We start from the raw sequence: 20523 nt of genomic DNA, 5'->3' as shown, positions 1-20523 counted from the left end.
CCCTTTTTAGTATTATTTTTGCAAATGGATGGCAAATACGGTCGGCTCCCCGGGTTGTTCGCGCAGCTTAAGCATGCCTCCCATTTTTTCTGTGTTTTTTCTTGCAATGGATAGTCCAAGACCTGTCCCTGCTTCGCCGGCTCTCGCTTCATCTCCGCGAACGAACGGCTCAAAAATATTGCCCCACAACTGCTTTGGAATGCCTATGCCCGTATCTGCGATTTCAATAATCACATGATCTGCTTGCGGAATTAGCTCTACCCGCAGGTGCGTGCGTGACGGGTTGTAGGTTAGTGCATTGGCAATCAGATTACGAATAACGCTAGACAGCAAATCGATATCATATAAGGCATACACATTTTCCTCCGCAATGTTCAACTGCAGCACAAAATCCTTTTTTTCAATATCGCCATACAAATCCGCAACTACTTCACGAAGGAAGTCGCCGATTTCATTGCGCTCTAATTTCATTCGAAAATCGGGAGAATCTGTTTTGAGTAAATCCAGCATATTATGTATGAGCTTGGTCACTTGCTCTGATTTGTAATAAATATAACTTAAATATTTTTTTTGCCGCTCGTCGTCCTCTACTCTGCCTTCATACAAAGCCTGCGCATAGCCCTGTATGCTCGTGATCGGCGTTTTCAAATCATGGGAAAGATCAACGATTAGCCGTTGTTTGCTGTCTTCCGCATATTGTTTTTCCGCGGCCGTTTTCTCAATAATGCCTGCCATATAATTAAAGGTGTCGCGTATCTGAACGAATTCCTTTTCCCCTTCTAATGCAATTCGCGTACTGTAATCTCCCTCAATCATTTCCTTTAATCCAATAGAAATTTGCTGCAGTGGCTTGTTGATTCGCCTGGCGACCCAATAACTGTATACGAAAATAAGAACAGCCATCAGCGCTACCCAAATCATGACATAAACCAAGCTGCTATTATTAACAGCAGCAGGGTCGGCCCGATGGCTGAAATCGATAATTCCGATTACGATCATGGTACCAAGCAGAAGAAGCAAAAGGATGTTGAACCATAAGAAATCATAGATAAGTGAAGTGCGCAGTTTCCTGATTTTACTACTCTTCCCTTGGCGCTTCAATTTTATATCCCAACCCTCTGATCGTTTTTATATAGACAGGCTGCTTGGGGTCCCGTTCAATTTTCTCGCGTAGATTGCTAATATGCATCATAATGGCGCTATCCTCATGAACGTAATAATCATCCCACACTGACTCATAGATTTTTTTGCGGGTAAAGACACGACCCGGCTCCTGCATTAATAAATCGATAATTTTATATTCGGTTGATGTTAAAGAAATAGGCTCCTCACCATAAGATAGGGAGCAGCGCATCCGATCAAGCTTGAGCTCTCCAACTTTGCAAATGCTGCTCTGGCTGGAGCTCGTGTCAGCAGCATCAAAGTTATACACTCTCCGGAGGAGCGCTTGTACGCGGGCAACAACCTCAAGAGGGTTGAAAGGCTTAGACATATAGTCGTCAGCCCCTAAACCAAGGCCGAGTATTTTGTCATGATACTGGCTCTTAGCGGACAAGAATAAAACAGGAAACGTACGGGTTTCTCTAATCTTTTTCAATAGGCTGCGCCCATCAAGACCAGGCATCATAATATCAAGGATAGCCAAATCAATCGTCTCTTTTTGGACGAGCTCCAGCGCTTCAATGCCATCTTTGGCTTGCAAAATGGAATAGTCATTTTCTAAATAAAGTTGAAGCAATTCCATGATCTCAGGTTCATCATCAGCAATTAGAATGGTATACTTCATCATATCTCCTTATGTAAAACGTTTTCTTTCGAAGTGCCTTAGAACGAAACCCCTTCCACCTTAACATGAACCTCAATAAAGGATTTGCCTGTCATCATCTCTACCGCTTCATGAACATGATGTTGCAGTTCACGGCAAACGCGGCGAATATCGGACCCATAAGCGATAATAACCCGTGATTCGATCTCTGTCTTATGTTCATCTATGGAAACAGAAACACCTTTGGGAATATTTTTACCGCCGAGACGTTTCGCTATCCCTTCTGAGATGCTGCCGACTAATACAGCGACATCACTTTTGATAAGTGCTGCATGACCTGCTATTTTAGAGACAACCGCCTCTGATATTTGTACTTGACCTGCTAATACTTGCTCATTCATTATACTCACTCCTATCTTGGCTGATAGTATAAGTATATAATTTCACATTAAAAATTACATAAGCGTAACCTAAAGATTAGCTAAACTTTTTGGGAAAGTACACTCTTTTAGGGTTATAGATGCAATAAAGATTTTGCGAGGCGCTATAAAAAAGAACCGAGCTGCAGCAAGGCAGTACCGGTTCTTTCGAATATGTTCTTATCATCTGCTTACATGGTCCCGCCGCCGCGACGAATTTGAGCTGGTATCTTCTCAGGCCCTTTATTAATATACGTATAAATAAACGTCGCTACCTTCTGTTCGTCGTATTGATCCAGCTCCATCGTTTTGGTCCATGCGGTTACAACAACGGCTTTGCCTTCTGGTATATTCTCGTCAGGGACTGCCAATACGCCCGCTCCCGCTTCTCTAAAATTAACGAAATAATTAAGCTGTTCGATAATTTCGGGTTTGGCATCCTTAGGATAATGGATAATAATATCCCCATGCTCCATATTGTGAACCAGCAACTCATTGCGCGGCTTTTCTTTGTAAAAACCAAATTGAATGTCATGCGGGCTATGCGTTCCTGAAGTTGGAATTTTCATCTCATATTTAACAGGATCGTCAGAGTGCTCTGCTCCATAGTTCTGATCGTCGCTGACCTCTATCTCTGCCTTAAGATTTAAAGAATCGATATTGTAGGCTTTGCCCATATCTATTGCAAAATGAACAAAAACTACGATGATGGATAAACTCAAGAATAGATGAGCCGCTAAGCGCATTTTTTTCGTTTTCTTTCTTAAAGCTGCTTTTTCCTCTTTTTTTAAACGGCTCGTATTTTCCTTATTCCACTTTGAAGCGTACCAGTACCCCAAGACTGCCAATAATAAAATGACTGCTGCTGTGTACAATAAAAAATACGTAGACCCCGTTTGTTCGTGCAATAGCAAGTGTTCTTCCATTCCGATATCTGCCCCTTCGTCGCACTACAATCCGTAGTGCTTTTTCTTAAAAAAACTAAGTGATAGCGAGCAAGACCATACCCATAAACAAAAGCAGGACGTGAACGGAAATCACTATAGTAATCAAGCCTAGACGTACAGGCATCACTTGATCTGGATCTACAAGCTGCTGCAGTCTATAGTTTACAACGCCATCGTTAAAATGTACCAATACAGGCGTCGGATTATCACTAAAACCTTTCTTGATCAACTTCAACAATGCGCTTCCAAGCCCCAGCTCACTGCCAGTCTTTTGTACGGCATATTGATCGGCTAGCAGCTCACTTAGCAGCTTATAGCTGCTATAGCTCCATTTGGTAACGGGAACGAACCATAGCGATTGCGAGATAATTTGCAGCACAAAAATTTTCAAAGCATCGAATTTTTGTTGATGGAATGACTCATGCTCAATGACCGCCCGCAGCTCCATGTGATCAAGCATATTCATTAAACCGCTCGAAATCACGATAAGCGGCCGCCGGAAGCCAGCGGTAAAGGCCATAGCCCGCTCATGGTCAATCACGATAATATTTTGATTTTGCGGATGAAAGTCTTGGAAGACAGAGGCGGTTAAGCTAATATTTCTGATCGACATCAATCTGGCTTTAAATCTTCTCGAAAGAAAAAATTGCTGTGTTATTTTGATCATCGAAATTAAAATAGCATAGGCAATCAATGAATTTAAAAAAGTAATGACTAAAAAATAATAAAGCGTATTTTCTTTAAACAAGCTGATGCAAAAGCGGAAGAAGTTTACCTTCACGTTGACACCGAACAAGAGATGAGCGAGGTACATGCCCATCTGGCTCCATAGCATAACGGCAATCAATAAACTTAGAGTCAGAACGACTGTAGATTTTTTCTGCAGTCTCATGAAGGTTTGTCCTTCTTCAATTGCTGAATCTTGTGCTCCAATTTCTCCAACAAGGATTGGTCAACATCCTTTAGCGCGTCAATCATGTGGTTAATCACTACACCGCCGAACTCATCCAACAAATTTTCGGTCAACAGCTTGGACTGCTGCTCAATAAAGGTTTCCTTGGATTCAACTGGGCGGAACAGTGAAAGCCTCCCCTTCAGTCTTTTTTGCAAAACGCCTTTATCTAACAAACGGTTCATGACGGTCATGACCGTATTAAAATTGATCGGCTTGTCCTTCTCTAACCGAAATTGTACCTCTTTAATGCTAAGTTCATCGACTTCCCATAAGATATCCATAATCTTAGCTTCAAGTGAACCGAAGAAGCGATTCAACCCGACTTCGCCGTATTTAAAATTTTTAATCTCCATAGGTCTCTCCTTCCACTACATATTATAGTGTAGCTAGCACTTCATTTCAAGAGAATGTAATCGCGGAGTAGTTTAACCCAATCAACACATCAAAAAAGCCCCTATATAGGGGCTTTTTTGTAATGCGAACATTTGTTCTCTAACCGTATTTTGGCCATTTCCATAAAAATCGCTCTTTTTCATGCGGAATGGAGTCAAATACGAATAAAGGAACCATTTTGGCTAATTCTACCCCCAAACAACCGAGAACAAATGTTCTCATACCGTATTTTGGGCATTTTTTTTCATCAAAATGGGCTAAACAAACGATTTCCCGCTTCCTTTTTATGCACATAATGAATGGAATTAGTCCCAAGGATGCTTCACGGTAAGAAAACCCGCGAATTTTTTGCTTTCATCTCTTCTGATCTTGCGCATTTCCGCACGATGCGGCGCCGTTTCATAAAGCTTAAGCTCTTCTTCCGTCTCTGGAACGACGATCGGTACAGGTACGGGTTTGCGATTTTCATCTAATGCCACAAAAGTTAAGAAGGAAGTCGCGGCAACCCTGCGTTCACCGCTAAGCAAGTCCTCTTTGATGACCTTAACAAAAACTTCTACAGAGGTACGGCCTGTCCAAGTGACGAAGGATTCTAAACAAACCGAATCCGAAGGCCTGATTGGATGAAGAAAGTCAACGGAATCGGTGGACGCCGTTACGACGGAACGCCGGCAATGCTTGGTCGCAGCAATCGAAGCAATATCATCGATATAGGCCATTAATTTTCCGCCAAACAGTGTATTATGATTGTTTACATCCGGCGGAAATACCCTTGCTGTTTTGTAACACTTGGATTCACGTGAGTACCGTTGTTCCATCGTTTATTATTCCCCTTTGGTAAATACAGATAATAATTCCTCAATCGCTTTTGCCGAATCAACTTCCAAACAGAACTCCACAGGTCTTCCAACAAGCGAGCGTACTCTGCGATCCGTAATGACCATGCCAGCCGTATAACCGGTACCACAATCTATGACGGCATTTAGCGCTTGCGTCTTAACCAATGACGGATGAATAGCTACGATAACCGCTAATGGATCATGCATTGAGCATTCCCCGTCAAATCCGTTAGAGAACGCATAAAAATCAAAGTAGCGCTCTAGCGATGCTTCCAAGAAGGCTAACACGTCGCGTTTATCTTCAGCAACCTCACGAGACAAATAAGCCATATGGTTCTTGGTTAAACGTGTTTGCTGCGTCACATCCAGACCGACGATTACAAGCGGCAGCTCGGATTCAACGACGATTGCAGCGGCCTCTGGATCACCATACAAATTCGCTTCACTTACCGGCGTGATATTGCCTGGCACGAATACTGCGCCGCCCATAATGACAACCTTCTTGAATTTCGTAACAATCGATGGATCTAGCTGCAGAGCGAGTGCCAAATTCGTCTGCCTGCCAACGGTAACCAAAATGAGCTCACCTGGGCTTTCGTTCACTTTGCGAACGATAAACTCGGCTGCTGTTTCTTCAAGGGGCTGCTGCTTGGACGATGGCAGCTCCGCGTCACCGATTCCGTTATTGCCGTGAATATGAGGTACTCCTCCCGGAAATACCCGTTTAAGCGGCCCCGCGGCCCCTTTCGCTACGGGCACTTCATAGCCGCAGTTCGCGACTTGAATAACACGCAGCGTGTTTTCCGTCGCTTGATCCACATCTGTATTACCGAATCCGGTGGTAATGCCCTCTACCTTAATCTCGGGTGAAAGCAACGCATACAAAATCGCTAGAGCGTCATCAATTCCCGTATCTACATCAAGCAAAAGCCTGTTTTTTTCCATCATGTCATAATTCCTCCCTTTGCTATCGTTCATTGTAAACGAATGAGCAGGTTAATTCCAAGCTGTAATTGAAGAATTATGCTTTCCGCTGAAAATTCAACACTATTTTGTAAACATTAACCAAAGAAATGGCTGATGTAAATCATGACCAGCAAGCCAATGATGAAGGAATAAGTCGCTGATCGCTCGAATCCGTGACCATGTGTTTCCGGTATAAGCTCCTTATACACAATAAACAACATTGCTCCCGAGGCAAAAGCAAGTCCATATCCAATAAGCCCTTCCACATAGCTTGCTGCAAAATAACCGATGATCGCAGATACGACCTCCATTAGCCCGGTTAACGTCACAATGAGCATCAGCTTTAGCTTGCTTACCTTTGAATGGATGAGAAAAATCGCAAGCACAAGGCCTTCTGGCATATTTTGCGCGCCAATGGCAATCGCGACCATCGGTCCCAGTCCTCCATTTGTACTGGCATAACTAAAACCGGTGCTTAATCCTTCTGGTATGTTATGGATGAACAACGCAAAAATGACGAGCAGTGACTTGTTATCAAATGAGCTGATGCCTCTTTTTTGCTCAATGTCGATATGAGGAATATTTTTTTCAATGAGATCCAGCGCAATTACTCCAATAAGCAGCCCTAAGGTCAAAGGTATCAAACCCGATTCATTGAGCGCCTGCGGCAGCAATCCAAAGGTAGAGGCGGAAACCATAATGCCTGCCGTAAAGGCAATGAGGATATCCTTCCATTTCTCAGAGAGGCTTTTGACAAAAAGCAGTGGGATCGCGCCAAGCACTGTCGCCATTGCTGAAATAAAGCTTCCAATTAGCGCTTCGGCCATACGTTTTCTCCTTATTCACTTGAAGTTGCCATTCATTCCTTATTTTGTACGTTAACCCTTGAATACATCCGGCTAGCCTTGTTCCGCCAGTTGTTTCAACTGCTCGTTCCGATGCTCCAAAAATTTAGTCATGTAGGCTTTGAGCACCAGCCGTTCAGCGATCCAGCCTAGGACCCTTAGCGGCGCTTCGAATCTAAGTATATCTTTCATCAAGGTTCCCTCGCCCTGCCGTTCAAACAGGTGAATATGCTCTAAGCTCTTGAACGCGCCTTTTTGGGTTTCGTCAACAAATAAATAGGGTGCGTTATACTCGGTAATTTTTGAAGTAAGCCGCTGCCTAACCCCAAAATGCGTGGCTTCAAACGTAACCAGCTCTCCCCCTTGAATGCGACCAGACGTCACACCCGCTACTGCTCGCTCACGAGTATGCTTCCACACCGTTTTCGTATGTACATCGATATCTCGCGCCAGATCAAAGCAATATTCGATCGGCGCTTGTATAAAGATTTGAGTTTTAACCTCTACCAAGCCTTTCACCGCTCTTCTCTGTTATGCGTTATGCCAAACCTTCTTTAACCATGTTCATAAAATAAGACTGATGCTCCGGCCGGCACGCAATCAAATAAGGCTGGTCCATCATCCCTTTAAACGGTCGACCGTCATAGTCAATCACGATCCCTCCCGCTTCCTGCATCATTAAAATACCGGAGTATAGATCCTCGCCTTCTGAATTATAAACGATTATGGCGTCCAAATCGCCTCTAGCGAGCATCGTCCACTGGAGCGTTGGTGCCCACAGACGCATCATCCGCTTCGTATGGACATCTATGTAGTTTCTGAGTTTAACGGCTCTCTGCTCATTTTGCACAGCATGTCCTTGTATCCAGCCGACTCTTGCTTTTGTTAAGCTCTTCACTTCACGCTGCTTAAGAGGAAGTGCATTGCATGTCATTCCCTCGCCCTTGCTTGAAACATATAATCGATCAGTCATCGGCTCATAAATAACCGCGAGTACAGGCTCATGCTTATAAGCCAGCGTAATCGATATGCCAAAGAGAGGGAGTCCCACAGCAAAATTGTTAGTACCGTCAAGCGGATCGACCATCCACAGCCAATCGCTCAGAAGACCGTTCTCGCCTGCCTCCTCAGAACGTATCTGGTGGGTAGGGAATATCCGCCTGATCTTATTAAGGATAAGGCTCTCTGCCAAATAATCTACTTCCGTCACAATATCCCCATGGTCATCCTTTTCTTCAAAGTGATCCAGCGTAGCAAATCGTTCCCGGGTTAGCCGACCCGCTTCGTAGGCAGCTGCAATGGCCGTTTCCATCGCTATTTGTCTAGTCATTTGATCCATTTGATGGCCTCCCAATTTTAGGTTAATGTCTGTTTCCAATTGAAATTCCCGAAAGTTTTGCTCTTAATCTACGTTTATACAGGAGCCACGTTTTCAGAATGGATTCTTCGCTAACGTGGCTTGTAACCATGGAAACTAACGGAAAATCCTCTAAACCTACCTCCATTTTGAAAAGCGGAGATACTTCTTGTTCGCTTACCCATTCATCGAAGTAGACGGAAGCGCTGCTTGCTCTAACAAAGGATTGCTGCGGCAAAAAATAGAGGGTTCCGCTTATCCAAGGAATGTTGCTAATCGTTTGCTCTGTCAATGAAAAAAAATAATATCGGTATGGATGAGCTTTGATGCGCAAACAACCGTTTCGAAAGTTACCAACCAGCTTAGCGCGATTGAATACAGCATAAAAAATCGGCCAAATCGCATCCTTCGTTGCAAATACAGCATTTACATATTTTCCGTTATATAACGTTTGCCGCCTCGTCTCGAAATTTGTGATCTCTTGATTGTTAGAGCCATGAACGAGCATACCTTTCTGCTCAGCCATATACGCAACAAAGCGGTACTTTGGATACGGACAATCATAAACAATGCTAGCGACTCCAGCACGGATATCGGTATGTTGAATAAGCCGTTCATAGGCTTCTTTCTCCTGATGGTCAATCGCTATCGGCGGCATGCCAACAAAAAGCTTATTTAAAAGCAGCGATGACAATCCCATTTAATCAGGCTCCTTTTTACTTCAACGTATAAAAGTGAAGACGATTGCCAAATGGATCGGTTAAGCTCACTTGCTCCCATTCAGCGTCATACCCTGGCCTGGCGAATTTGTAGGCTTTGCTTAATAAATGCTTCTGAAGTGCCATGGCATCCTCTACTCCAATTCGTATGGCTGAACCCGGCGTACAATCACCGTGATGTTCAGATAAGTGGAGAATGCAATCCCCATTCGATATTTGCATGTAGAGCGGCAGATCAGGCTCAAAGCGATGCTCCCAGTCACATGTAAAGGATAAGAATTCAAAATAAAACTGCTTGGCCTTTTCTTCATCAAAAATTCGTAAAATCGGCACGACAGGCTTCATGTGAAAAGTCATCGTTTTAGACACCCTCCCCAGTATACTTGCTTCCACGATTATACATGGATATAGAGTGGTTATAAAGGCTGGTCATACAAAAAAGGACTGTCATCACAGCAATAATTGCCTGTAACAACAGTCCTTTTAGCTACTAACGCTCTTATTTCACTATGCTTTCCAATACATCATCGATAACTTGGGAGTATGCAATTGTACCTGCATACAACCAGCTGGATGTGCTTGGATATTCATATACCTTGCCGTTTTTCACTGCAGGGATGTTTTTCCAAATGGGATCACTCAGCGCTTGTGAATCTGTATCCGTACCGCTGTTGATTAAGAAAATATGTTCTGCATCAAGCTCCGCCAGCTTCTCAAGCGGAATCGCATTCCAGTTGCCCGTGCCCGTAGCGGAGATTTCTTTTACAACCGCCGGTACAGTTAAGCCAAGCTGATTGTAAAGCAAGTCGCCACTTGAGAGCTGGTCGCTTACGATATAGAAGTTGCCTTGGACAAACCAAAGCGCTGCCGCTGATTGGCCTGCCACTGCGGCTTGCAATTTCTCTTTTGCTTCTTTTGCTTTAGCATCATATGTGTCCAGCACTTTTTGCGCTTCTTCGCTTTTGCCTACAACCTCACCGATTTTCAGCAAAGCTCCGCGCCAATCTGCCGTCAGCTTATCACCAATCGTAAAGGTTGGAGCGATCTTTGTATATTGGTCAAATTTCTCGCCTTCAACATTGCCGTCATATGCCATTAGGATAAGGTCAGGTTCAAAGCTCGTCATCGCTTCGAAAGGAAGATCGTAAGCAATGGTAGGAATACCTTCAAGATCTGCGCTCAGGTAATCCTGAATGCCGTTAGGCACCGACCACTGCGCAACAGGTTTAATGCCCAAAGCAACCAAATGATCCTCTAAATACGATGCAACAATGCGTTGTGGATTGGCAGGTATGGTAACTTCATGGCCGAGCTCATCCGTTAATATTCTTTCAGTAGGCGCATCAGTAGCCGCAGGTGCATTCGTAGCAGCTTCGTTTGTTGCAGCACTGTTCGTCTCGTTGTTCGTCTTATTGTTGCCGCAAGCTGCCAGCCATAAGGACATAACCATCAAGCTTACTAAAACGAACATAAATTTTTTGTTGTTGCCTTTACTCACGGTAGTTCCCCCTGTAATACGATATATTGGCTTGAAGTGATAGCGTGTCACCCCAAAAGTCACCTAATGATAACAATTATCATTTTCAATGTCAAATAGGTTTTCAGCCTTTTATCTTATCCTTTAAAGGGAAGCGCTACCACGGTAATATCCTATCTTTTTGAGTGTTTATCCATGTCAGTTTGATCCAAAAACTGCCTGATTGTTTGATAAAGCTTATCTTGTTCCCTATAGCAAATATTGTGTGCAGATTGTTCGAATGATGCAATCGTTACGTTATTCATTATGCTTGTATATTGTCTAAGGTCCTGATCGTTGATCAATGATCCTTCAAGCAAACCTCGCATGACCAAAACGGGTAGCTTGAGATTTGCGTTTAAAAAAACAGCGGATGACTCTCGCTGGATGCCTTCTACGGCTTCAACTCGTATATTCGCAGTCCGATTCGTCGGAATGATATAGTTAGAAAGGTAATCAGCTGCCCATCCGGTCGGCATTTGCTTATGTTCCGCCGGATAGTCCTCCACTAACAGGGATTCAAGACGTTCCTCGTTGGTTTGCGCGTACCCAAGTGCGTAGGAAACACCTCGAGAGTTCCCCATAAGATGGAAACGCTTCACTTTGGAATGCTCGACTACCGCAGAAAGATCCGTTATATGCTCCTTAAGGTCATATCCCATTACTGGAGTATCGCTGCTGCCTCGTCCGCGAAAGGATATCGCGATCGCTCTTCTAGGCATAAGAAATAATAACAGATCCTTGTATTCTTCTGCCGTTTCCGATAATCCAGGACAAATGATAAGCGGCGTTAAACTCGAATCAGCTAAATACTTTGTGTCTATGTAATGAATGTTTGTATCCTGATTGACAGCCCAGTTTGATTCCATCTACATCCTCCACTTCTCTGCAGCTCACTCATGTTATCTTCCCCTAGCTATAACAAATCCTTTATCGGTTTGGGTAAAGCCAATACGCGGATAATACTCCATAGCCGATGGCGCGGAGAGAAGTACAAGCGATACCTCTGCTCCAAGCGTTTCCCTTAATCGCTCCACAAGCTGCTTGCCGATCCCGAGCTTTTGGTATGGTTTGCTAACCGCAAGATCTGAGAGGTAACAGCAATAGGAATAGTCCGTAACCGCGCGTGCCACGCCTACTAATGTATCGCCATTCCAAGCGCTTATGATAATATCCGCATGTTCAATCATTTTTTGCAGCCGATCCAGATCCTGAAAGGGACGTTTAATCCCCGAGCTTTCGAACACCTTGGATAGATCGTCCGCTGTTAGTTCTTTATTATTTTGATATCGGATCATCTTCGGATTCATCCCCTCTTTCTTGAGCTTCCAAATGGTAAAATTGCTCGCTATGGCTTTTTACATATTCGTTCATACGCTGAATGCTTTTCTCTGCTGAGGGCCGGTATTGCTCATAAAGCCTTGCCACTTGTCCGAGCAGCTCGGTATCGTGATCCAGATCCGACGCAAGCGCCTGACGCCAAGTTCCAACTGCTTGCTTGTTGTGAGCGGTCACCACCTGCTCCATTTCATTACAGATAAGGACTAACTGCTCTTCTCCGTAAAATAGAAGCCCCTTAGTCAGCTCTCGCCAGCCCTTCAGCTCACTTACAAAATAAGAAGCAAACCAATAAAACTCGGCTGTCGTGTTCGTATGATTATGGAAAGCATAAAAGAGATATAGCGCCTTTTGGGCATCATTCAATCGGTTGTAAGCATCCTTTTTAACGGCTGCCTCCTTCCCTCTTACCTCTTCCAAAATGGGCTTCACGCACAACCAGGAAAGCTGCGTGCTAACGATATCATTTTCACTCAAAATAACCTTCATGTTTTCCTCCTATCAAAGAATATGTCTTAATTCGTCGAACCTGCTAATCGAATGCAGAGGCTTTGCTTCCAGTTCCTCGCGCCACGGCTGATTTACCTTTATCCATATCGTGGACATTCCCGCACGCCATGCGCCCTCGATATCGTTTACTGGATGATCGCCCACGTAAAGGCATTGGTGTGCATAGAGATTCAATCCCGTGCAAGCAGCTTCAAAGATCCGAAGATCTGGCTTCTTATAGCCCGCTTCCTCCGAAACGATGATAAAATCAAATGCCGCCCGAAGTTCTAAATGATCCAATTTCCCATATTGAATAGAGTTTCTTCCATTAGTAATCAAAGCGGTCTTGTATTTGCCACGTATGTAGCCAATGACCGCTCGTGCATTTTCCATGAGGACCGCGTTATTTGCATAGTTCTCATGATAATACCTCATAAGCTCGGCTTGCTCAGGCTTGTTCAGCCATGGCAGGCTGACAAGAAGCTCATCGAACAGATCCCGCTTGTCCTTATAGCCATCCTGGTCTAACTCCATCACAAGGTTAAGCATTTGGGAATGATCTGCTTCATGATTAAAATAATGCTCCAGCATGGAAGATGCGAATGATTGAAATGAACTCGTCCGGTCTATAATCGTATTGTCTAAATCAAAAATAACCGCTTGGATCTCCTTCATCGCTTCCCCTCCCTTTATTTCTATGAGTATCTGAGAAGTTTTAATTAGAGTTGCCTTCCGATTATTCAAGTAAGCGTCTTTCAATATATCTCCCAATTTCTTCGAACAGTGCTTCACGTTCCCAAATGACTTTGAAGCCTTGCATAAATGCATCACCTGCCGCTTGCTCGATTGGCACTTGCAGCCAGGCTTCATCAGCCACGCCAAACTCAGCTTCTAAGCCGCTAGTATAACTGATTCGAATCGTAACCAGCGATCCCCGGTCTTCTTTGGACACTTGCTCCATTTGTTCAAAATGAAACTGCTGTAAAATGGCATCTATGGTTTTGGATTTTTTATCCGAAATAAGCAGGAAGGTAAGCTCTCCCGCCTCCTCATTCTCATCGTCTGCGCAGGGACCTACAAGTGCTATGCCTGCAATATGGGATTGCTCACCTGCCCAGCTTACAAAATCGTACATTAGCTTATAATGATCCGGTCTCATTGTTATGATTGCTCCTTCAAATACCAACTTGGAATCGTTGAATGAAAATGGTCATGCTCCTCCAGCACTCGCTCAAGCTTGGATGTCATAATGCCAAGCTCTTCAGGCTTGACTTTCAAAATCCAAACAATAGACGAAACAATACTCATCGCCAAATACAAAGAATAGAGTGTCCAAAACAGCTCATCAGGTTCCCGATTGCCATGGTAGCCCTTGATTTGGCCGATCGTAAAGGGGATGCTTACTTCGCTGCTGAACATTCCTGCCTTCAAAAAATCATGAACAGGATCGCCCCAATCCATCCGGTTAAAATCGATAACGCCGGCAAGCTCGCCTTGCTTGATAATCAAGTTGCCTACGTGAAAATCGTCGTGCTGGAAAACGTTCGGCCTTCCCTTCATCCGATGCAGATGACGGTCAATAAAAGCCAGAAATCGCTTGTCGTCCTTTATCCTATACTGGCTCGGCAGTCTCAAGTACTCGTCCATATAGCGCTTGTGCTTAGCCAGCTTGCGGTTATGCCACGATTCGCTAGACGCAGGTGCATGCCATATGTGCATTTTAGCCAGCTCTGCTCCCGCTTCCAAACCAATCGCATACTGGATGTCTGGTGAATACGTGGGAAGTGCATCCGTTGCTTCTTCACCCTCAACATAGGTTAATACCATATAACCTATATTTCCTTGCGGCAATAAGCCGATAGTTATCGGTTTGGAGCATCTAACATCGAACTTCTGCATCTGGCAAATCGCGTCATATTCGGCTTGCTTGGCAATTAACTCCTCCATAGCAAAGCCTTTTAACAAATAGAGCACGCCATTCTTCTCAACAATAAATTTCTGGTCATCGGAATAGCCTTTATTGATCTTTTCAATCCGACTGCTGCCTTGGAAAAACTCAATTTCCCGTAAAAAAAGTTCAGCTTTCATTTGATCGCTCATCCCTCGCCTCCTTCCGTATCTGATATATTACCACCTATAAATGGAGAAACCATTTTTAAATCTCGTTTTTCCCATTTCGTCTTTTCCAAAAAGTAAACGTGGTTCAATTTGTCGGGTCAAGTGATTCACCCTTGCACCGAAACAACACAAGAAATAAAAAAACGGCTAACCTATAGTCAGCCATTTACTTTACCATTCGTTCATTTAAGTCCAAGACGGTCAAACTCATCGTCTATTGTTTCTTGCTGTACGCCACAACTTCATCATAAGATAAATTGCCGCCAAAGATATCAAGGGCACTGCCGATCGTTATATCAAGCTTGCCGCCAGACAACTCACGAAACTGATCCATGTCCGCAATGGATCTTGCCCCGCCGGCATAAGTGGTCGGAATACGGACCCAATTCGCGAGTGAGCTGACAAGACTTTGTTGAATCCCGCGCTGCTTACCCTCGACATCTACCGCATGGACCAGAAACTCATCACAAAACTGCTCGAGATAGGCGATGTTTTCCTGATTAACTTCAAAGTTACTGAACTGCTTCCACTGATTCGTTACGACGAACCATTTCCCGTCCTTTTCCTTGCAGCTAAGATCGATTACGAGTCTTTCCTTGCCTACCTCGGAAACGATCTTCGCCAGATGATCCGTATTCAGTTGACCATCTTTGAAGATATAGGACGTGACGATGATATGCGAAGCGCCTTTCTCCAAATAGAAGGAAGCATTATCAGTGGTAATACCGCCACCAATTTGCAGCCCTCCAGGATACTGCTCAAGAGCGCTAACTGCCGCTGCTTCGTTTCCGCCGCCAAGCATAATCACATGCCCGCCTGTTAACGCATCCGTCTTGAACAGCTCGGCATAATATGCAGAATCTTGCTTGGATACAAAATTTTCAATGATTTCGGCATTCAGCGTTTCACCGACAATTTGCTTCACTTTCCCGTCATGCAAGTCGATACAAGGTCTAAACTTCAACTTCATTCCTCTATTCTGTAGGTTCTATGTAGGGATATCCTTATATGCAAAATAACCTAAACCGCACTCATAAATCAACTATAACCTGCAAATGATCACTTGTTGTTTGGCTATACAGCTATGAAAAAAAATCTCCCTGCTTACTTCATCGTTTTCGATATCCGGAGATATCCGGTCATGATGAATGTCTAGCAGCTTCCCCTTTTCATACACACAATGATGATTGAAGCATTCCTGTTCATTTAGCATGTATGGCAGCGTGATGGGTATATTCGAAACAATGCCGACATTATCCGAGTGCAGAATCCAATCTATTTTTTTCCAATCCAAAATCCCCTCGTCCGTTTTAACCGGCGTGACATATTCAAAGTCATCAGGCACTTCAGCGACATAGGCATACATCCCACCAAAGTCAAAATCATCGCCCGTCCATGTAACCAATCCTTTGAATTTCAATAAATAGGATTGAATGCCTGTTTCCTCTTCCAGCTCTCTAATCATGGAGTCGCGGGGCGTCTCCTTAGGATCAAGCTTGCCTCCAATACCGTTCCAGCAGCCCATCCAACTAGACCTTTCCCGGTTGAGCAATAGGATTTCATCCCCGCGCTTAATAAAACAAATATTATACTTTAGCATGTTAAAAATATCTCCTAAATATGAAAGTAAAAATCAATAGAAATTTGTGCTAAGTGCGATAAGGAGCATAGCTACAGCAAGTGCAGTAAAAATATAGCCAATCACCCGAATGCCCTTGGGCAGTGTACTCCAAATCACCTTTTTAGGGACGCCACCGCCTTCAATCCGCTGCGCATCCTCATAGAGGGGTTGAAAGGAACTTACCGTTTCCATTCTTGATGTCTGCGTTTCATGAAGGTTGTTTTTGTCTTTTTCCATTTCATGGCCTCCGCTCATCATAATTTGGTCTAATACATATTTTAACACAATTTCCGATTGGTGCCGAGTAACTTCATGGTTAGGTGGGAAATACCAAAAAAAGAGACAAAGAATATAACATTCTTTGTCTCTCCCCTATTAAAAATCGAAATTATCCGGGTCCGGACCTACGCGGTGATTCTCATTCAAGCCGCTAATGCGGGCCATATCCTCTGCAGATAGCTCAAAATCAAATACGTCTGCATTAGCGATGATTCGTGTTTCCTTCGTTGATTTCGGTATGGTAACAACGCCATTTTGCAAATCCCAGCGTAAAATGACCTGTGCCACTGATTTGTTATAGCTGTCCGCAATTTCCCGCAGAAGCGGGTGGTCAAGCAGCTGCCCTTGCATCAGCGGTGACCAAGCCTCGAGTTGAATCCCGTTTTGCGCGCAGTATGCTCTAAGCTCTTCTTGCGTTAATCGCGGGTGATACTCCACTTGATTAATCATCGGTTTGATTTTCGCTGTTTTCATTAAATGCTCGATATGATGAACTTGAAAATTGCTTATCCCAATCGCCCGCACTTTTTCTTCTTTATATATGGTTTCCAATGCACGCCATGCTTCCGCGAACTTTCCTTCCACTGGCCAATGAATCAGATAAAGATCAAGATAATCAAGTCCAAGCTTGTCAAGACTCGCCTTATAGGCCGCAAGCGTCTCTTCGTAGCCTAAATCTGCATTCCATACTTTAGATGTCACAAACAGCTGCTCGCGACTAATGCCTGCTTGCTGAAGTCCCAGCTTGATTCCTCTTCCAACACCCGCTTCGTTACCGTAGATGGCTGCGGTATCGATGCTCCGATATCCATTTTTAATTGCTGAAGCTACCGCCTGTTCCAGCTCTTCGCCTTCCTCTACTTTAAATACGCCTAGGCCAAACCAAGGCATTTCCACGCCATTATGCAAAGTTGTTGTCGCTTGTAAATGTTTCATTATAGGTTTCCTCCGCTAGTCAAATAGTATATTTAAACTGTCTTTTCTTTCAAATTATCCTTGCGCTCCAGCTTGAGACTCCAGCCCGTCAACAGCACGGCTGCCACCACCATAATCCCGCCAAACCAAGACGTATGAATCAGTCCAATGGAATCGGTCACTACTCCGCCTAGATATGCACCAATGGCAATACCTGCATTAAACGCCGCAATGTTAATGGCTGAAGCAACATCGACGCCGCCAGGCATCAACCTCTCAGCCAGCATGACCACATAGACCTGAAGCCCTGCAACGTTCATGAAATGGAACAGGCCCATCAGGAGGATCGTAATCAGCGCGGCGATTTTAAATGGAGCTGTAATTGCCAGAATAAACAATACAACGGCTTGTATAATAAACATATAAAATAATGCTTTTAAAGGCTTGCGATTGGCTAACTTCCCGCCAATTACATTGCCAATTGCAATCGCGATTCCATAAAAGAGCAGAATAACGGTCACATGATTTTCTTTAAACCCGCTTAATTCCTGTAACATTGGGGCTAAATAAGTGAATACGGCAAAGGTTCCGCCATAACCTAATGCTGTAATGATAAAGATGAGCAGCAATCGGCCATTCGTAAACAGCTTCATTTGCTGGGCAATTGTCGTCGGCGTACCTTTGCGCAAATCAGATGGGACAAGAATGCTGTTCGCGATGAACGCTATAATTCCTACAATAACGATTGCAATAAAAGCAGCTCGCCAACCCAGTTGCTGTCCAATAAACGTTCCGATAGGTACACCGGTTATCGTAGCAACGGTCAATCCCGTAAACATAATCGCAATCGCGCTTGCTCTGCGGTCTGAAGAGACAACGTCAGCGGCGATCGTGGACCCAATGGACATAAACACACCGTGTGCAAAAGCCGAAATAATTCTCGCAATCAGCAAAAATGTTATCGTCGAAGCCGTAGCTGCTAGCGAGTTTCCGATAATAAAGACAACCATGATCGCCAGCAACAGCGTTTTTCGCGGTATCTTCGTCGTCAAGGATGTGAGAATCGGTGCGCCGAACATCACTCCTAGCGCATATAACGTCACGGTTAAACCGGCTGTCGTAACCGAAATATTCAAGTCCTGCGAAATGAGCGGCAGCAATCCGACGCTAATGAATTCCGTTGTTCCTATGGCAAACGCGCTAACTGCTAACGCCAGCAGCGCTAATGTACTTCTTCTTTTTTCTGTTGTCATCATGCTTCCCCCATCCTCTGTCTATATAATAAATAGTGTAGCGTTGATCGGCCGATGAATGTTATTATCGGTTATGCCGAGCAAATTGAACAGTACGTACTTATAAGTACTATAGGTACTTTTAAGTACCCATATCATGAACATAGAGGAGTCACAGCATGATCAAAAAGAAATATAACGTGAGTGTGGAGGCCACACTAGAGGTTATCGGTGGCAAGTGGAAATGCATCATCCTATGCCATTTGACGCATGGTTTGAAGAGGACAAGTGAGCTCAAGCGGCTCATTCCTGACATTACCCAAAAGATGCTGACGCAGCAGCTTAGAGAGCTTGAAGAAGACGGAATTATAAATCGCATCGTATATAATCAGGTTCCCCCTAAGGTCGAGTATCAACTCAGTGAATATGGCCAAAGCTTGAAAGCTATCTTGGATTCGCTATCGGCTTGGGGAGAATGCCATATCGTGAAAGTATTGGGCAATAAACATGATGTGCTGGAAGAAAATATTTTCAACAAATAAAAAAAGAAGAATTTCCAACGCGCCCGGCTCAGGCAAATGGAAATTCTTCTTATTTTGTATCAGATTCTTTAAGGCTCATAAGAAAAACCCGGATACTTCACAACCGGCCACTTTTGTTTGCGCAGCGCATCCAGCAGCTCGTCTCCGACATTCAAATTACTCTTAACCAACTCACACGGCGTTAAAGCCATCCATTGATTCAGCGAAACATCGACGAAACGGTCGCTTTTGAATATTTCCAAAAACCATAAGGATTGCTCTCCCGTATTTTGGATATAATGACCATACGCAAATGGAACATATCCGACATCTCCCGCACGATAGTCGAAGGTTCGCGCAGCCCCGTTTCCGGCAAAAACCGTCATCCGCCCTTGTCCGGCAAGGTAATACTGCCACTCGTCATTATTCGGATGCCAGTGTAGCTCTCTCATTCCTCCCGGCTCTACTTCCACTAAGGCGGCAGCAACCGTCTTCGAGATCGGAAAGTTGGAGGAATCCACAATACGCACGCTGCCTCCAGGCGTTTTAAGCGGCGGCTGAGCAAGCAGGCTGTGCGTAAAGCTCAGCGGTATCGTTCCGTAGGGAGATTGAACCTTCTGACTCTCAAGTGTACCTGGCACTTTATCCTGATAAATATAGACCTGATCGGATGGTATGTCCTTAAACGCCTGTTCCGGGACGCCAAAATTAGCAGAGAGCACTTCCTTTGGCGTATGAGCAAACCAATCGGAAATCGAAAGTGTGTTGAGGTCGGAGAAGCTGCCGTCATCAAAAACGAGTAAAAACTCGCATCCGCCCTCAAGGCCTTGAATGGAATGAGGAATGCCGGCAGGAAAATACCACAGATCACCTTCTCCGACATCAGCAATAAAATTACGGCCGACTTGATCCACAGAAGTAATCCTTGCTTTTCCAATAAGCATATAGGCCCACTCTGCCTGCTGGTGCCAGTGAAGCTCGCGAACTCCGCCTGCATTAAGGCTCATGTTCACGCCAGCAAGTGTTGTCGCAATAGGCAGGTCACGGACCGTAATTTCCCGAGACCAACCTCCTTGATTTAGTTGCATATGCGTATCTGAATAAGAAAATTTCAAATTGGGAAGCAAACCGGCGTCTGTCACTGGCGGCACGAACATATTCGGATTTTCTTTATCACGCATGATATCCCTCGGACCACGGTCAATCCCGCCAGCACCGTCACTCTTTCTAAAAGGCTGTGGAACTTGTTTGTTGTCTTTCCCGTCATGAGGTGGATTTTCCATTCTTCC

The 20523-nt window shown here is 44.3% G+C and carries 27 protein-coding genes; 1 reads left to right on the top strand and 26 read right to left on the bottom strand.

What is annotated here, in order from left to right:
* Window positions 1-12: 12 nt before the first annotated feature.
* The 25 genes from E0496_RS16705 to E0496_RS16585 all read right to left on the bottom strand — a co-directional run bounded on the left by E0496_RS16705 (window position 13) and on the right by E0496_RS16585 (window position 18734).
* Window positions 13-1101, bottom strand: coding sequence for a sensor histidine kinase (locus tag E0496_RS16705; protein ID WP_241674835.1), 1089 nt, complete (start codon window positions 1099-1101; stop codon window positions 13-15).
* Complete coding sequence (locus E0496_RS16700) at window positions 1079-1786, bottom strand: response regulator transcription factor (protein ID WP_141502934.1); 708 nt, start codon at window positions 1784-1786, stop codon at window positions 1079-1081. Before E0496_RS16700 ends, E0496_RS16705 begins: the two co-directional genes overlap by 23 nt.
* A 38-nt stretch (window positions 1787-1824) precedes the next feature.
* Complete coding sequence (locus tag E0496_RS16695) at window positions 1825-2166, bottom strand: Asp23/Gls24 family envelope stress response protein (RefSeq protein ID WP_141502911.1); 342 nt, start codon at window positions 2164-2166, stop codon at window positions 1825-1827.
* A 209-nt stretch (window positions 2167-2375) separates the two neighbouring features.
* A complete protein-coding gene (locus E0496_RS16690) occupies window positions 2376-3110 on the bottom strand; it encodes a DUF3105 domain-containing protein (RefSeq protein WP_141502910.1) in 735 nt (244 codons plus the stop codon).
* A gap of 55 nt (window positions 3111-3165) precedes the next feature.
* Window positions 3166-4023 (bottom strand): M56 family metallopeptidase, encoded by an 858-nt coding sequence (locus E0496_RS16685; RefSeq protein ID WP_141502909.1) that lies wholly within the window; start codon window positions 4021-4023, stop codon window positions 3166-3168.
* On the bottom strand, window positions 4020-4439 hold the full coding sequence (locus tag E0496_RS16680) for a BlaI/MecI/CopY family transcriptional regulator (RefSeq protein ID WP_141502908.1): 420 nt from the start codon (window positions 4437-4439) through the stop codon (window positions 4020-4022). Before E0496_RS16680 ends, E0496_RS16685 begins: the two co-directional genes overlap by 4 nt.
* A 345-nt stretch (window positions 4440-4784) precedes the next feature.
* Window positions 4785-5297 carry an acyl-CoA thioesterase gene (locus E0496_RS16675; protein WP_141502907.1) on the bottom strand — a complete coding sequence of 171 codons (513 nt, stop codon included), beginning with the start codon at window positions 5295-5297 and terminating at the stop codon, window positions 4785-4787.
* Window positions 5298-5303: 6 nt separating this feature from the next.
* The gene (locus tag E0496_RS16670) at window positions 5304-6266 is read right to left on the bottom strand and encodes a nucleoside hydrolase (RefSeq protein WP_141502906.1); all 963 of its coding nucleotides are present in this window, start codon (window positions 6264-6266) and stop codon (window positions 5304-5306) included.
* A 113-nt stretch (window positions 6267-6379) separates the two neighbouring features.
* Window positions 6380-7111 carry a ZIP family metal transporter gene (locus E0496_RS16665; protein WP_141502905.1) on the bottom strand — a complete coding sequence of 244 codons (732 nt, stop codon included), beginning with the start codon at window positions 7109-7111 and terminating at the stop codon, window positions 6380-6382.
* A 72-nt stretch (window positions 7112-7183) separates the two neighbouring features.
* On the bottom strand, window positions 7184-7648 hold the full coding sequence (locus tag E0496_RS16660; protein ID WP_338325865.1) for an SRPBCC family protein: 465 nt from the start codon (window positions 7646-7648) through the stop codon (window positions 7184-7186).
* A gap of 19 nt (window positions 7649-7667) precedes the next feature.
* The gene (locus E0496_RS16655; protein ID WP_141502903.1) at window positions 7668-8468 is read right to left on the bottom strand and encodes an inositol monophosphatase family protein; all 801 of its coding nucleotides are present in this window, start codon (window positions 8466-8468) and stop codon (window positions 7668-7670) included.
* 22 nt (window positions 8469-8490) lie between these two features.
* Window positions 8491-9186, bottom strand: coding sequence for a hypothetical protein (locus tag E0496_RS16650; protein WP_175598076.1), 696 nt, complete (start codon window positions 9184-9186; stop codon window positions 8491-8493).
* Between the two features lie 16 nt (window positions 9187-9202).
* Window positions 9203-9562 carry a glyoxalase superfamily protein gene (locus tag E0496_RS16645; protein ID WP_241674834.1) on the bottom strand — a complete coding sequence of 120 codons (360 nt, stop codon included), beginning with the start codon at window positions 9560-9562 and terminating at the stop codon, window positions 9203-9205.
* Between the two features lie 142 nt (window positions 9563-9704).
* A complete protein-coding gene (locus E0496_RS16640) occupies window positions 9705-10703 on the bottom strand; it encodes an ABC transporter substrate-binding protein (protein WP_421924057.1) in 999 nt (332 codons plus the stop codon).
* Window positions 10704-10855: 152 nt separating this feature from the next.
* On the bottom strand, window positions 10856-11590 hold the full coding sequence (locus tag E0496_RS16635) for an alpha/beta fold hydrolase (protein WP_141502902.1): 735 nt from the start codon (window positions 11588-11590) through the stop codon (window positions 10856-10858).
* A 33-nt stretch (window positions 11591-11623) separates the two neighbouring features.
* Complete coding sequence (locus E0496_RS16630) at window positions 11624-12019, bottom strand: GNAT family N-acetyltransferase (protein WP_141502901.1); 396 nt, start codon at window positions 12017-12019, stop codon at window positions 11624-11626.
* Window positions 12000-12548 carry a hypothetical protein gene (locus E0496_RS16625; RefSeq protein ID WP_141502900.1) on the bottom strand — a complete coding sequence of 183 codons (549 nt, stop codon included), beginning with the start codon at window positions 12546-12548 and terminating at the stop codon, window positions 12000-12002. The genes E0496_RS16630 and E0496_RS16625 overlap by 20 nt, the downstream gene beginning before the upstream one ends.
* Window positions 12549-12560: 12 nt before the next feature.
* On the bottom strand, window positions 12561-13223 hold the full coding sequence (locus E0496_RS16620) for an HAD family hydrolase (protein ID WP_141502899.1): 663 nt from the start codon (window positions 13221-13223) through the stop codon (window positions 12561-12563).
* A 61-nt stretch (window positions 13224-13284) separates the two neighbouring features.
* Window positions 13285-13707, bottom strand: coding sequence for a hypothetical protein (locus E0496_RS16615; protein ID WP_141502898.1), 423 nt, complete (start codon window positions 13705-13707; stop codon window positions 13285-13287).
* Window positions 13708-13709: 2 nt separating this feature from the next.
* Entirely contained in the window at window positions 13710-14648 is a 939-nt protein-coding gene (locus E0496_RS16610; RefSeq protein ID WP_141502897.1) for an aminoglycoside phosphotransferase family protein, read from the bottom strand.
* 232 nt (window positions 14649-14880) lie between these two features.
* The gene (gene hisA, locus E0496_RS16605) at window positions 14881-15630 is read right to left on the bottom strand and encodes a phosphoribosylformimino-5-aminoimidazole carboxamide ribotide isomerase (protein ID WP_141502896.1); all 750 of its coding nucleotides are present in this window, start codon (window positions 15628-15630) and stop codon (window positions 14881-14883) included.
* 78 nt (window positions 15631-15708) lie between these two features.
* Complete coding sequence (locus tag E0496_RS16600; protein ID WP_141502895.1) at window positions 15709-16266, bottom strand: NUDIX hydrolase; 558 nt, start codon at window positions 16264-16266, stop codon at window positions 15709-15711.
* Between the two features lie 33 nt (window positions 16267-16299).
* Window positions 16300-16524 (bottom strand): hypothetical protein, encoded by a 225-nt coding sequence (locus E0496_RS16595; protein WP_141502894.1) that lies wholly within the window; start codon window positions 16522-16524, stop codon window positions 16300-16302.
* Window positions 16525-16662: 138 nt separating this feature from the next.
* Window positions 16663-17505: an aldo/keto reductase gene (locus E0496_RS16590; protein WP_141502893.1), complete on the bottom strand. Its 843-nt coding sequence runs from the start codon at window positions 17503-17505 to the stop codon at window positions 16663-16665.
* Between the two features lie 29 nt (window positions 17506-17534).
* On the bottom strand, window positions 17535-18734 hold the full coding sequence (locus E0496_RS16585; RefSeq protein WP_141502931.1) for an MFS transporter: 1200 nt from the start codon (window positions 18732-18734) through the stop codon (window positions 17535-17537).
* A 158-nt stretch (window positions 18735-18892) separates the two neighbouring features.
* Between E0496_RS16585 and E0496_RS16580 the strand changes: the two genes are divergently transcribed.
* Window positions 18893-19255, top strand: a complete 363-nt coding sequence (locus E0496_RS16580; protein WP_141502892.1) for a winged helix-turn-helix transcriptional regulator — start codon at window positions 18893-18895, stop codon at window positions 19253-19255.
* Between the two features lie 68 nt (window positions 19256-19323).
* Here E0496_RS16580 and E0496_RS16575 read toward each other — a convergent pair whose 3' ends face one another.
* On the bottom strand, window positions 19324-20517 hold the full coding sequence (locus E0496_RS16575) for an oxalate decarboxylase family bicupin (RefSeq protein WP_141502891.1): 1194 nt from the start codon (window positions 20515-20517) through the stop codon (window positions 19324-19326).
* Between the last annotated feature and the right edge of the window lie 6 nt (window positions 20518-20523).

Origin of the sequence: Paenibacillus luteus (assembly GCF_006542765.1) — a bacterium.
Taxonomy (GTDB): Bacteria; Bacillota; Bacilli; order Paenibacillales; family Paenibacillaceae; genus Pristimantibacillus; species Pristimantibacillus luteus.
This window is presented reverse-complemented; position numbering and strand designations above follow the sequence as displayed.

Excerpts from the sequence above, each read along its gene's own strand:
- E0496_RS16700 (WP_141502934.1), bottom strand. The coding sequence starts at position 1,786 with ATGAAGTATACCATTCTAATTGCTGATGATGAACCTGAGATCATGGAA.
- E0496_RS16695 (WP_141502911.1), bottom strand. The coding sequence starts at position 2,166 with ATGAATGAGCAAGTATTAGCAGGTCAAGTACAAATATCAGAGGCGGTT.
- E0496_RS16690 (WP_141502910.1), bottom strand. The coding sequence starts at position 3,110 with ATGGAAGAACACTTGCTATTGCACGAACAAACGGGGTCTACGTATTTT.
- E0496_RS16685 (WP_141502909.1), bottom strand. The coding sequence starts at position 4,023 with ATGAGACTGCAGAAAAAATCTACAGTCGTTCTGACTCTAAGTTTATTG.
- E0496_RS16680 (WP_141502908.1), bottom strand. The coding sequence starts at position 4,439 with ATGGAGATTAAAAATTTTAAATACGGCGAAGTCGGGTTGAATCGCTTC.
- E0496_RS16675 (WP_141502907.1), bottom strand. The coding sequence starts at position 5,297 with ATGGAACAACGGTACTCACGTGAATCCAAGTGTTACAAAACAGCAAGG.
- E0496_RS16670 (WP_141502906.1), bottom strand. The coding sequence starts at position 6,266 with ATGATGGAAAAAAACAGGCTTTTGCTTGATGTAGATACGGGAATTGAT.
- E0496_RS16665 (WP_141502905.1), bottom strand. The coding sequence starts at position 7,111 with ATGGCCGAAGCGCTAATTGGAAGCTTTATTTCAGCAATGGCGACAGTG.
- E0496_RS16655 (WP_141502903.1), bottom strand. The coding sequence starts at position 8,468 with ATGGATCAAATGACTAGACAAATAGCGATGGAAACGGCCATTGCAGCT.
- E0496_RS16650 (WP_175598076.1), bottom strand. The coding sequence starts at position 9,186 with ATGGGATTGTCATCGCTGCTTTTAAATAAGCTTTTTGTTGGCATGCCG.
- E0496_RS16645 (WP_241674834.1), bottom strand. The coding sequence starts at position 9,562 with ATGACTTTTCACATGAAGCCTGTCGTGCCGATTTTACGAATTTTTGAT.
- E0496_RS16635 (WP_141502902.1), bottom strand. The coding sequence starts at position 11,590 with ATGGAATCAAACTGGGCTGTCAATCAGGATACAAACATTCATTACATA.
- E0496_RS16630 (WP_141502901.1), bottom strand. The coding sequence starts at position 12,019 with ATGATCCGATATCAAAATAATAAAGAACTAACAGCGGACGATCTATCC.
- E0496_RS16625 (WP_141502900.1), bottom strand. The coding sequence starts at position 12,548 with ATGAAGGTTATTTTGAGTGAAAATGATATCGTTAGCACGCAGCTTTCC.
- E0496_RS16620 (WP_141502899.1), bottom strand. The coding sequence starts at position 13,223 with ATGAAGGAGATCCAAGCGGTTATTTTTGATTTAGACAATACGATTATA.
- E0496_RS16615 (WP_141502898.1), bottom strand. The coding sequence starts at position 13,707 with ATGAGACCGGATCATTATAAGCTAATGTACGATTTTGTAAGCTGGGCA.
- E0496_RS16610 (WP_141502897.1), bottom strand. The coding sequence starts at position 14,648 with ATGAGCGATCAAATGAAAGCTGAACTTTTTTTACGGGAAATTGAGTTT.
- E0496_RS16600 (WP_141502895.1), bottom strand. The coding sequence starts at position 16,266 with ATGCTAAAGTATAATATTTGTTTTATTAAGCGCGGGGATGAAATCCTA.
- E0496_RS16595 (WP_141502894.1), bottom strand. The coding sequence starts at position 16,524 with ATGGAAAAAGACAAAAACAACCTTCATGAAACGCAGACATCAAGAATG.
- E0496_RS16585 (WP_141502931.1), bottom strand. The coding sequence starts at position 18,734 with ATGACAACAGAAAAAAGAAGAAGTACATTAGCGCTGCTGGCGTTAGCA.
- E0496_RS16580 (WP_141502892.1), top strand. The coding sequence starts at position 18,893 with ATGATCAAAAAGAAATATAACGTGAGTGTGGAGGCCACACTAGAGGTT.
- E0496_RS16575 (WP_141502891.1), bottom strand. The coding sequence starts at position 20,517 with ATGGAAAATCCACCTCATGACGGGAAAGACAACAAACAAGTTCCACAG.